The sequence below is a fragment of the Salinimicrobium sp. TH3 genome, assembly GCF_026676115.1.
In the GTDB taxonomy this organism is placed as follows: Bacteria; Bacteroidota; Bacteroidia; order Flavobacteriales; family Flavobacteriaceae; genus Salinimicrobium.
Map to the genome: position 1 here is coordinate 385216 of NZ_JAPONB010000003.1, position 11595 is coordinate 396810.

The 11595-nt window shown below is 37.9% G+C and carries 8 protein-coding genes and 2 tRNA genes; 8 read left to right on the forward strand and 2 right to left on the reverse strand.

From position 1 onward, the window contains the following. Window position 1 precedes the first annotated feature (1 nt). The 5 genes from OU683_RS07440 to OU683_RS07460 are packed head-to-tail and all read left to right on the forward strand — an operon-like array spanning window position 2 to window position 6918. Window positions 2-613, forward strand: a complete 612-nt coding sequence (locus tag OU683_RS07440) for an acetyltransferase (RefSeq protein WP_268136803.1) — start codon at window positions 2-4, stop codon at window positions 611-613. Continuing rightward, on the forward strand, window positions 606-1736 hold the full coding sequence (locus OU683_RS07445; protein ID WP_268136805.1) for a DegT/DnrJ/EryC1/StrS family aminotransferase: 1131 nt from the start codon (window positions 606-608) through the stop codon (window positions 1734-1736). Before OU683_RS07440 ends, OU683_RS07445 begins: the two co-directional genes overlap by 8 nt. Window positions 1737-1763: 27 nt before the next feature. Then, a complete protein-coding gene (locus OU683_RS07450; RefSeq protein ID WP_268136807.1) occupies window positions 1764-3749 on the forward strand; it encodes a polysaccharide biosynthesis protein in 1986 nt (661 codons plus the stop codon). Beyond that, the gene (locus OU683_RS07455) at window positions 3749-4528 is read left to right on the forward strand and encodes a polysaccharide biosynthesis/export family protein (protein ID WP_268136809.1); all 780 of its coding nucleotides are present in this window, start codon (window positions 3749-3751) and stop codon (window positions 4526-4528) included. Before OU683_RS07450 ends, OU683_RS07455 begins: the two co-directional genes overlap by 1 nt. Beyond that, window positions 4528-6918, forward strand: coding sequence for a GumC family protein (locus OU683_RS07460; protein ID WP_268136811.1), 2391 nt, complete (start codon window positions 4528-4530; stop codon window positions 6916-6918). The genes OU683_RS07455 and OU683_RS07460 overlap by 1 nt, the downstream gene beginning before the upstream one ends. On the opposite strand, the gene OU683_RS07465 is transcribed toward OU683_RS07460, so the two are convergent. Then, window positions 6915-7661, reverse strand: a complete 747-nt coding sequence (locus OU683_RS07465) for a tyrosine-protein phosphatase (protein ID WP_268136813.1) — start codon at window positions 7659-7661, stop codon at window positions 6915-6917. The genes OU683_RS07460 and OU683_RS07465 overlap by 4 nt on opposite strands. Window positions 7662-7694: 33 nt before the next feature. Between OU683_RS07465 and OU683_RS07470 the strand changes: the two genes are divergently transcribed. Beyond that, the gene (locus OU683_RS07470) at window positions 7695-9101 is read left to right on the forward strand and encodes a capsule assembly Wzi family protein (protein WP_268136815.1); all 1407 of its coding nucleotides are present in this window, start codon (window positions 7695-7697) and stop codon (window positions 9099-9101) included. Between the two features lie 116 nt (window positions 9102-9217). On the opposite strand, the gene OU683_RS07475 is transcribed toward OU683_RS07470, so the two are convergent. After that, window positions 9218-10864 carry an ABC1 kinase family protein gene (locus tag OU683_RS07475; protein ID WP_268136817.1) on the reverse strand — a complete coding sequence of 549 codons (1647 nt, stop codon included), beginning with the start codon at window positions 10862-10864 and terminating at the stop codon, window positions 9218-9220. A 291-nt stretch (window positions 10865-11155) separates the two neighbouring features. Here OU683_RS07475 and OU683_RS07480 point away from each other — a divergent pair. Next, window positions 11156-11240, forward strand: a tRNA-Ser gene (locus tag OU683_RS07480). A 116-nt stretch (window positions 11241-11356) separates the two neighbouring features. After that, window positions 11357-11431, forward strand: a tRNA-Pro gene (locus OU683_RS07485). Window positions 11432-11595 lie beyond the last annotated feature (164 nt).

Consider the following 11595-nt stretch of genomic DNA (forward strand, 5'->3'; position numbering starts at 1 on the left):
TATGAATATATACGGTGCCAGTGGTCATGGTAAAGTTATAATAGGTATTGTCCATTCCCGGATGGAGCAAATCCATCAAATTTTAGATGATAATCCAGTTATTACTGGAATTTATGATTATCCTGTTGTACATAAATATACTCCGGAAATATTAAGGCGCAAAACTATTGTGGCTATTGGGAATAATAGGACGAGGAAAAAAATTGTAAAACGTTTTCCAGGACCCTTCCATAAGGGAATTAGCCACTCAAATGCAGTTGTAGATGGCACTGTAGAATTGGGTGAAGGGACCGTAATTATGGCCAATGCTGCCGTAAATGCAGATACAATAATCGGTACCCACTGTATAATTAACACCGGGAGCGTCGTCGAGCATGACTGTGTGATTGAAAATTTCGTACATATTTCTCCGGGTGCTGTTTTAGCTGGAGGGGTGAAAATAGGGGAGGGTTCTCACATAGGTGTTGGTGCGGTGGTGATTCCCGGTAAAGAGATTGGCAAGTGGTGTACTATAGGTGCCGGTGCAGTAATAATTGAGGATGTTCCGGATTTCGCTACTGTTGTAGGTAATCCTGGAAAGATCATTAAAATAGCAAATACAACAAATGAATAAAGATAAAATATGGTTGTCTTCTCCTCACATGGGAGGAAATGAGTTAACTTATATTCATGAAGCCTTCCAGCAGAATTGGATTGCTCCTTTGGGTCCCAATGTGAATGGATTTGAGGAGGATATTAAAAAGTATTTACAGAGTGATATTCACGTTGCCGCCTTAAGTTCTGGAACGGCAGCCCTTCATCTCGCTTTGAAGTTGGTAGGTGTGGAAAGGGGAGATGAAGTCCTTTGTCAAAGCCTTACCTTTGCGGCTTCCGCTAATCCAATTGTTTATTTAGGTGCAAGACCTGTGTTTGTAGATAGTGAAGAGGATACTCTTAATATTTCTCCTGTCTTCCTTGAAGAAGCCATTAAAGACCGGATAAAAAAAGGAAGAAAACCTAAAGCAATAATTGGCGTACATTTATACGGAATGCCATACAAGATTGATGAAGTCCATGAGGTGGCTGCCCGGTATGAAATTCCTATTATTGAGGACAGTGCTGAAGCTTTAGGTAGTTCTTATAAAGGACAAAAATGTGGAACTTTTGGAGAGTTCTCCATTCTTTCCTTTAATGGAAATAAAATTATCACTACATCTGGAGGAGGGGCTTTAATCACCCGCACGCAAGAGTTAAAAGAAAAAATTGTATTTCTTGCAACCCAGGCGCGGGATGAAGCGCCACATTACCAACACAGTGAAATTGGTTACAATTATAGACTGAGCAACATAGCTGCAGGTATTGGTAGGGGGCAAATGGAGATTTTGGATGCACATGTTGATAAACGAAGGGAGATGAATGAGTTTTATAAGAGACTGTTTAGTGCAGTTAAAGAAGTTAAAGTATTGAGTGAACCTGAAAATACTTACTTTTGTAACCACTGGCTCACAGTTATTATAGCAGAAGAAGGAGGGGCTTTTAATACAGAGGCGCTTCGGTTATACCTGGAGCAAGAAAACATTGAGAGCAGACCTCTATGGAAGCCAATGCACTTACAGCCGGTTTTTAAAGATGCTTCCTTTTATGGAAATGGAGTGGCGGCAGCAGCTTTTAAAAACGGCTTATGTCTCCCTTCAGGTTCAAATCTTGGAGAAAATGAGAGAAACCGGATAAATGCAGCGATAAATAATTTTCTTTAGTTATAAAAGTTTTCCAAATAATAATATATGGGTAGGAAGTTAAATTACGCCCTTAGACAAATATTATCTAGTGAAAGTCGGCTGGATATTAGAAATATAAAGTACCTCCCGAGATGGGCCATTCTCGGCATTGATATTTCTATAATTGTTGTGGCCGATCTACTCACCGGTGTCGCTTTAAGAGATCTTACATCCAATTTCTATGAATTTCTTTCTGTTTATGAAAGAATGTTTCTTATAGTAGGGGTAAACATTTTTTTCTTTTTTGTGTTTAGAACCTACTCCGGATTAATAAGACATTCTTCGTATGTGGACGCGCTTAGAATTATGCTGGCATGCTTCAGTACTTTCGTTACACTTATCTTGGTAAATTATCTTACCTATTTTTTAATTGGAGAAAAGATTTATTTAGTAGCGGGTTTAATTTTTTATTTCCTTGTGTCGTTTTCGTTGCTCTTCCTTTTTAGGTTATCGGTAAAGCAACTTTATGAATATTTTAAGGCTACACAAAAGAATCAGAACCTTGAAAAGGCGGTTGTTTTTGGGGCTGATGAGAATGCAATTTCAATTGCAGGCGCATTAGAAATAGAACATCCTAAACGATTTGACATCCGTGGATTTATTACTAATGACAACACCCGTAGAAATATCCGTATTCTGGGAAAACCTGTTATATATAATGGACTTAAGGTTAGTGCAGAAGCCAAAGCCTTAGGGGCTTCAGCTTTAATACTTTCTGAAAATACACTGACAGCTGAAGAAAAATTTTCCCTGGTTGAGGAGTGCCTTGAAAATGATATAAAAGTCTTTAATGCTCCTATAGTCTCTAATTATGAAGATGAAAAATCTGTTTCCAATAAGGTTAAATCACTGCAGATCGAGGACCTTTTAGATCGGGAACCTATTCTTCTGAATAAGGAAAACAAAAGGCAACAGTTAACAGGGAAAACAATTCTGGTAACCGGAGGTGCAGGTTCTATTGGGAGTGAAATTGTAAGGCAGGTGGCGGAATATAAACCTAAACTACTTATCATTCTTGATCAGGCAGAGACCCCCATGCACAACTTGCAATTGGAGGTTCAGGCAAAATTTCCTGATCTTAATTTTAATTGTGTTATCTGTGACGTTGGGAATAGAAAACGCCTTGAATTGTTATTTCAAAAAAGGACAGTTGACGTGATCTATCATGCTGCAGCCTATAAGCATGTACCTTTAATGGAATCAAATCCTCATGAAGCTGTTTTTGTTAATATTTTGGGAACAAAAAACCTTGCAGACCTTGCTGTTGAATATATGGTGGGACATTTTGTAATGATTTCTACCGATAAAGCAGTAAATCCTACTAATGTAATGGGAGCTTCAAAAAGGGCAGCAGAAATGTATGTCCAATCCTTATATCATTCGGCCGGAGGAATTGAGTCCGGAAAGACCAAATTCATCACAACCCGCTTCGGAAATGTTCTTGGTTCCAATGGTTCGGTTGTACCTTTATTCCGGAAACAAATTGAAAAAGGAGGCCCGGTTACTATAACACATCCGGATATAATTAGATACTTTATGACCATTCCCGAAGCCTGTCAATTGGTTTTAGAAGCCGGTGCAATGGGGAAAGGTGGTGAAATCTTTATTTTTGACATGGGCGAACCTGTTAAAATCATGGACCTTGCTATTAAGATGATAAAGTTAGCCGGATTTATACCGAACAAACAGATCGGCATAAAAATAACAGGTTTAAGACCGGGAGAAAAACTTTATGAAGAGTTGCTGAGTGATAAAAGTAAAACGCTTCCTACTCATCACAAAAAAATAATGATTGCAGTAGATACTCCGGGAAATTATGAAGAAATAAATTTTTCAATAGAGAAGATTATAAATTCTGCAAGTAAATTAAAAAGTCACAAAGTCGTGGGTAATTTGAAAATGTTGGTTCCTGAGTTTAAAAGTAAAAACTCCACATTTGAAAAATTAGACAATCTCAGTTCCATTTCTAACCCAGAAAAGAAAATTATTTAATGATAAATTTAAAATTTGAATATCCTAATCGGTTCCTTGGATTTGTATTTGTAGTTTTGTTCTTATCATCTTGCGCTACAAAAGATGAGATCGTTTATTTCCAGGGAATAGAAGATTTACAAAATTATAATGCTCCCGAAAATTTTCAGGCGGAAATTGAAGTGAATGATGTCCTCCAAATCGATGTTTCTTCTTTAAATGAAGAAATTGTTCAACCCTTTATTATGACTTCCTCATCACGTCAGGGAGGGGGAGGACAAAACTCTCAGATGCAGGGATATTTGGTGGATGTTGATGGCAATATAAATTTTCCGGTTCTAGGGGAAGTACCTGTTGAGGGTAAGACAAGGGAGGAACTGGAAGAATTTCTCACTGCCCGACTTAAAGAATATGTTCGCGATGCTGTTGTTCGTGTAAGGATTTTGAATTTCAAAGTTACAGTTATAGGGGAAATAGGTAGTTCAGTAATCGAAGTGCCCGATGAAAGATTATCCATCATACAGGCAATTGCTTTGGCTGGGGATGTTTCTTATGACGGCAAAAGAGAAAATGTTTTGATTGTAAGAATGCAGGATGGGAAAATTATTCAGGGGCGAGTCGATCTCACTAGTGCTGAAGTTTTCAAAGATCAATTTTACTATCTAAAGCAGAATGACATCGTTTATGTTGAACCCACCTATAGAAGAGTTAAGTCTGCCGGGTTTATTACTAGTTGGCAGGGGATTGTTTCTATAATAACAACAGGTTTTACTTTGTTTTATTTATTTAATAATATTTAATGGAAGAGTTACAGGAGTTTTCTGAAAAGGAAGAATCTCATTTTGATCTTAAAGCAGAAATTTATAAATACTTAGCTCATTGGAAATGGCTGGTCTTTGGATGTGCATTAGGACTATTTGTTGCTTACTTATATAACCGATATACCATTCCTGAATATGCAACTGAGGCGTCGATGATGATGTTAGGCGATGACGAAAACAGTGTTGTGGGAGCTATGCCTTCGGGAGGCGCATCGATACTGGCGTTTGGAGAAAATTCTCTTGAGAATCAAATTGTCACTCTACAGTCAAAGAGACTGGTGGAGGGGGTTATTGACCAACTTAATTTAAATATAGCATATTTTCTGGAGGGAAAGGTTATTACAGTTGAAGCTTATGAAAATTCCCCCATAAATATTGATTTTTTATCGCTTCAGGAACTTGTACATCGATCAACTCTTAATTTCACTGTTGTTCCTCAATCTAACGAGAGCTTTCTGCTGGTTCAGGAAGAGAAGGAATTTTCAGAAAATTATAAATTCGGACAAGTAATTAATTATGGCGGCTTGGAATTTATAATTTCTTCTAGAAAAGAAATAAAAAATTCAGTTCCGGTTAATGTGAAAATTTGGCCAATTGATGAGGTTGCAAGAAGGTACATTGAAAAAATGACGGTCGCTCCTGAAGGAAGGGCTAAAGATATTTTATCATTGTCTATTGTTGGAGAAGTACCTGAAAAATCACAGGATTTTCTTAATACTTTAATGATTCATTTTAATGCTGATGGAGTGGCTGACAAGCGACAGGTAGCTGAAAGTACAACGGAATTTATTCAGAATCGCCTGCAGTTGATCACTGAGGAATTAGATTCCGTAGAGGGGGGAATAGCTGACTTCAAACGAGAAAATCGCCTGATGGATGTCGGAAGTACTGCCAGTCAATATATGTCTCGTGCCACAACGGCAGAGCAGGGAATATTTGAACTGGAAACACAATTAATGATTTTGGAGGGAGTGAAACAAACTCTTTCCTCTGCCGATCCTTACCAATTATTACCAGAAGGAGTGGGAATTGAAGGAGGAGGTCTTGGAGGTTCCATTGGAAGTTACAACCAATTGGTTCAGCAACGACAGGCTTATCTTCAAAGCGGGACAGAAAAGAATCCAGTAGTTGAAACAATAGATCAACAATTAAGTTCTTTAAGAAAAAATTTGCTTAGCAATATCGAACAAACAGAAAGTTCAATTAATATTAGGCTTAGGGAGTTAAATCAATTGGAGGAAAAGGCCGAGGGACAATTTAGCACCTTTCCCGGACTCGAAAAAGGGATACGAAGTATTGAACGTCAACAACAAATAAAAGAGGAACTTTATTTGTTTTTACTCCAAAGAAGGGAAGAATCGGCAATTTCATTTGCTGCAACTTCGCCGGTGGCAAAAGTTATTGATCCCGCTTTCACCCTTGATGAACCCATAGATCCGAAACCATGGCTGATTCTTACGGGAGGTGGAGTAGTCGGATTTCTAATTCCTTTACTGGTAATCTTTGGTATTAATTTTCTTGACACCAAAGTCCATCATAAAGGAGATTTACAGCCACTTATTAAAAATATTCCTTTCCTTGGGGAGATACCCAAGATAGGAAAGGAAGATTTTGAAGTGATAAAATTGAACGACCGCTCTTCTTTAGCTGAATCCTTTAGAATATTACGAACCAATCTCGCTTATCTTGTACAGTCCAGAAATAAGGAAAAGGCTGAAGTTATTTTTGTAACCTCTACTATTAAAGGAGAAGGCAAAACTTTTGTTTCCTTTAACCTGGCACGTACTCTTGCCAGTACGGGAAAAAAGATATTGCTTATTGGGGGTGATGTAAGAAATCCTCGACTTCACAAATTTGTAGAAGGAACTTTGGAGACTAAAGGACTTTCTGATTTTCTTTATGACCGCGAAATTAGAGCAGAGGATATTATAAAATCTGTGAATCAAGATAATATTCCTGTAGATGTAGTGTTTTCCGGGTCCATACCACCAAATCCCGCTGAACTCCTGATGAACGACAGGATGGAGACATTTATTACGAGCCAGAAAGCGAATTATGATTTCATAATTGTTGATACTGCACCAACTATGATCGTTACTGATACACTCTTGATTAGTCCATTAGCCGATACGACTATTTATGTTGTAAGGGCAGGTTATACCGAGAAAAAGCTTCTGGAATTCCCCAAGGATCTTAAACAACAGGGGAAACTTAATGGAGTGGCAATAGTTTTAAATGATGTGGATTATTCTAAATTCTCTTATGGCGCGAAATACGGCTACTCCTATGGTTACGGTTACGGATATGCGGCCGATGAGGACAAAAAAGGTTTCTTTAATTTTATTAAAAAACCTTTTAACAGGAATTAATATTTAAAAGTATCTTTTGTTCTGTTGATCACAGGAAGCACAAGTTCCAGTTGTTTTTTAGATAATTGAACAGTGGACAACTTCTCAAGATGTCGCAGTTGATGAGTGTCTGTTCCCAGGAAATCGATCATGCCTTCTTTTAGTAGGCGAAAGGCTATATCCTTCATATTTTTCCCGTAGTGACCCACAAGGCTTAATGCATTAAGCTGAAATAAGCAGCCTCTGTTTTTAAGATCTGTATAATTATTTAAAGATTTTGAATGAAAAAAGGCGTAGCGTTCAGGATGAGCTAATACGGGCTTGTACTGTTGAGTTTGAAGTTGGAAAAGAATTTCATGAAGATTTATAGGGGCCTGGAAGTAAGACATTTCTACCAACACTAAATTATCTTTTAATGTAAGCAGACGCTCTTTTCCTATCAGCTCCATGAAAGCCTGATCCATCATATATTCTGCTGCAGCCTTTATTTTTATGTTCCCTTGACCTGCTTTCACCAGTTCCTCTTTAAGGTTCTCAAGGGCTGCATTTATTGTTTGTGGCGTATTTGGATAGTAATCATTCATCACATGTGGCGTTGTGATAAATTGTGCTATCCCTATCTCTTTATAGTGCTGAATTAACTTTAATGAATCTTCCACTGTGGATGCACCATCATCTATTCCCGGCAAGATATGATTGTGAATATCAATGAAATCTTCAAGATAATCTTGGAAATAATACTTCTTCTGAAAGAAACTAAACATACTTCTATATTAAAAAATAAAATTACTGTTTTTATGTTAGAGTTTATTGAGCTTTACTGGAAGAATACTATTTTTACCATACAAAATATTAAAGTTATCAAGAAGCTCCCCTTCCTATTGTTATTAAGCATTTCTGCCGTTCAATCGCAGGAAATTGATTATTCTCTGTCAGCTGCGGCTCAAGGGATGGTATATACCGAAGCAGAGAGTCCGTTTTGGATGCACTCCAATCAGAGAGGAAGAATTGATGAAAAGACAAATATAAGTTCCTGGGTGAATGGACGTGGTGCCTACGAATTTAGAAATGGAAGTATTTTAAAGGGAGGACTTGGTGTACTTTACCACGATGGTTATTTGAATAAAGTGCAATTAGATGAATACTTCGTGAGCTACGAAAATAGCTGGCTTGAGACTTATGCTGGAAGAAAACAAAAGGATGAGGTTTTTAATGGCCTTAGTGCAACTAATGAAAGTATACTATGGTCCCTCAATTCGAGACCAATTCCCGGTATCAGCCTAAAAATGAAGCGCCCCCTCATGTTTTGGGATACAGGGATTGGGTTTAAAGCATCATGGGAAGAATTTTTTTCAGATGAGACTGAAAGGTATATTCAAAAAATTAGAATTCATCATAAGAGTTTTCATCTGGTTTTCAATAAAATAAATAATATTGAAATAATTGGAGGAGTTCATCATTATGTTCAATGGGGAGGAAAATCCCCTGAATATGGAGAGCTTCCTTCCGGTTTTGAAGACTATTTAAAGGTGATTACGGGAGGAAGCATAATTGATGGTGATGGACTTATAGGTGAAAACGAAATCAATGGCCTTGGAAATCATCTCGGAGGCTATGAAGTACAATTAAATACCAGTATTTCGCGGTATGACATCTCTCTTGTTTATAATACTATTTTTGAAGATTTCTCTGGAATAAAGCTACGGAATACTCCGGATGGCCGCTATGGTGTCTATGTTGAAGATCAAGACTCGGAAAAATGGGTGCAGGCTTTAATGTATGAGTATTATTTCACCCGACACCAGAGCAAAACCTATCCGACAACAGATGGAAAGGATAACTATTTTAACAATCATCTATATCAGTCCGGATGGACTTATGAACAACGAATCATTGGGCTACCTTTTATAATGCTTGATGATGAAAGGTTCAAAGTAGCACATAATAATATTGTCGCACATCACATTGGAATTAGTGGAAATGCTTTTTACAGGTATCCTTACAAGTTTTTAGCGAGCTATAGGGGGAATTACGGTGCTAAATCAGGTTCTTCCAGGCCTATAGAAAGAATTATTTCTACATACCTTGATGTAAATATCTGGCAGGAATTTGTAAATGTTAATCTCCAGGTTGGAGCAGATCTTCATTCTGAAAAATCCTCAAATGTCGGATTTGGATTAAGAGTTGAAAAAATGATTTATTAAAGACAGGTTATTGATATTGTAAGTAGTCCCTCAATTAAAATTCCGCTTTTCTTACTTCTAAAATTGTTCTTCTAACCTTTTACTATCTTCTAACAGCTGCGCACTGTCACCCTAATCTACTCGTCTTTAAAAAGTATCGTATAACTTAAATATATTCCGGCAACAGCGGCTAACATAAAAAACAGAATTGCAAGCCCCGGGTAACCAAAAATCATGAAAGGGGAGGGGACACTCATCAGCATCGCTGCTCCGATGATCATGGCCGCGATAATAAGTCCCAGAGTTATTCTATTGGCAACTTTTTGAAAACCATCGGTAAATCTTTTTTCATCAATAGCGTCTATTTTAAAACGGAATTCATTCCTGGCCAGGTTTTCTGTGATCTTATCCAGCCGGTCAGGCAGATTTTCAGCCAGCTTCTTGGAATCCAGAAATACTGAAAAGATATCTTCGGGTTTCAATTCATTAATCATCTGATCCTGAAGTAATTTATTCATGTACCTTCTTACCGCATCTCTAAGGTCGTATTCAGGTGCCAAAAAGGCTATTATTTGATCCATGTTTAATAAGATCTTTCCCAGAATATTTACTTCCACGGGAAGAAGAATACCATTCCTGGCGGCACTCCGGTTCATTTGAATAAGCAATCTTCCTGTTTGCATATCCTGTGCGGTACTGTGGCTACTTTCCTGTACCATGATGCTAATTTGTCTCCTGAATTCTTTTTCCGAAGCATGTTCAGTGATTTCGCTCATGCTTAGAAGAATGGTTGCGATCTCTTCTCCATCATTCTTACTTAAACCTAAAAGCAGCCTTAGCAGGTAGTCCTTCATCTTTTTGGAGAACTGGGCTACCATTCCAAGATCCATAAGAGCGATCTTTTCATTCTCTAAAAGATGTATATTCCCGGGATGTGGATCGGCATGTACAAATCCGTCAGAAACGATTTGCTTTAGGTAAGCCTCGATAAATTCATCTACAAGGGCTGTATAATCGTTTTCGGTCTTTTTGAGGGGAGAAATACTTGTGATTTTTTTCCCTTTTACATACTCCATTGTTAATACCTTAGAGGTGGTGTAGTCGGGAATAGGCTGTGGCACAATGAGCCTGCGATATTCTTTAAGATTAATACCTAAGGTGACCAAATTGTTTGCTTCCCTAAGATAGTCCAGTTCATGAAGCATAATACGTCTTAACTCCCCCAGGACATCACTAAACCCGTATTTTTTACCAACATCTGTATGTTTTACAGCCAGGGCTGCCATTTTTTCCAGGGTATCAAGGTCTTCCATGAATTTTTTCCTGATTCCCGGTCTCTGGACTTTCACAGCAACTGTTTTGCCCGACCTCAATTCTGCAAGATGTACCTGACCTATAGAAGCACTGGCTATAGGTTCTTCCTCAAAACAATTAAAAGCCTTAGAAATTTTTGTGCCTAATTCATTTTCCACAATTTCCTGAACTTCCTCGTAGGGAATGGTGGGATTGTCATCCTGAAGCGTTGCCAGGGCTTCGAGATATCGATCGGGTAAGAGATCGGGACGGGTAGAAAGCAACTGGCCTAATTTGACATAAGTGGGCCCCATTTGCTTTAGATCCTCTACAAGTTCTTTTGGAGATTGCTCAAAATCATCAAACTTTCTGGCCGTTTCTTCCTCCATTGCGTTGGATGCAGTTTCATTTAAAAGATCACTGTTCCAGTACTTCAACATGAAACTCAAAAATTTCTGGTAACGCTCAAGATTATTGGGGAGAATAGACATAAAGATTTATATGTTTATATATAGATGAAGTTAATGTTAAAAATAGGATATTAAATACCACTTGAAGACGGTTTAAAACTTTTTTAACTGAAGTAAAAGCGTAGTATAATCTATCGTTTTTCGAATTCACAGCAGAATTATGGAACTTTTATTAATTTACAACGGTCTGAATGAAAATCATTTAAAAGAATACTCATTTTTGTGGAGTAAAAAAGCATAAAAAGGTTTGCAGAAATGTATCTGAACACATACATTTGCAACCGCAAAATATTTGCAAGTTCATTATTAAAAGGAGAGTTGCCAGAGTGGTTAATGGAGCAGTTTGCTAAACTGTCGACGAGCAATTGTCGCGTGAGTTCGAATCTCACACTCTCCGCTGAATAGTTCAAGGTTTTTGGTTTCAAGTTCAAGGTTCTAGTAAAACGAATCTTGAAGTTAAGACAATATGGAACTTTAAACCTTAAACTTTGAATTAAGAGCGAAGCTCTTACTCGGGGTGTAGCGTAGCCCGGTTATCGCGCCTGCTTTGGGAGCAGGAGGCCGCAGGTTCGAATCCTGCCACCCCGACAAAAAAAAGCCTTGCACGAAAGTGCAGGGCTTTTTTGTTGGACTGAGGCGTGAGCTTGCTCACAAGCCAAAGGACCAACAAAAAAGGGATCAAGAACAATTTCTGGGTTTTTGAGTTTTTAAGCAAATAATTTCTCAAGCCGATACAAGAAGAACTCTGTTTT

Bases quoted from the DNA above. Each gene is read 5' to 3' on its own strand.
- OU683_RS07440 (WP_268136803.1), top strand. From the start codon at position 2: ATGAATATATACGGTGCCAGTGGTCATGGTAAAGTTATAATAGGTATT.
- OU683_RS07445 (WP_268136805.1), top strand. From the start codon at position 606: ATGAATAAAGATAAAATATGGTTGTCTTCTCCTCACATGGGAGGAAAT.
- OU683_RS07450 (WP_268136807.1), top strand. From the start codon at position 1,764: ATGGGTAGGAAGTTAAATTACGCCCTTAGACAAATATTATCTAGTGAA.
- OU683_RS07455 (WP_268136809.1), top strand. From the start codon at position 3,749: ATGATAAATTTAAAATTTGAATATCCTAATCGGTTCCTTGGATTTGTA.
- OU683_RS07460 (WP_268136811.1), top strand. From the start codon at position 4,528: ATGGAAGAGTTACAGGAGTTTTCTGAAAAGGAAGAATCTCATTTTGAT.
- OU683_RS07465 (WP_268136813.1), bottom strand. From the start codon at position 7,661: ATGTTTAGTTTCTTTCAGAAGAAGTATTATTTCCAAGATTATCTTGAA.
- OU683_RS07470 (WP_268136815.1), top strand. From the start codon at position 7,695: ATGTTAGAGTTTATTGAGCTTTACTGGAAGAATACTATTTTTACCATA.
- OU683_RS07475 (WP_268136817.1), bottom strand. From the start codon at position 10,864: ATGTCTATTCTCCCCAATAATCTTGAGCGTTACCAGAAATTTTTGAGT.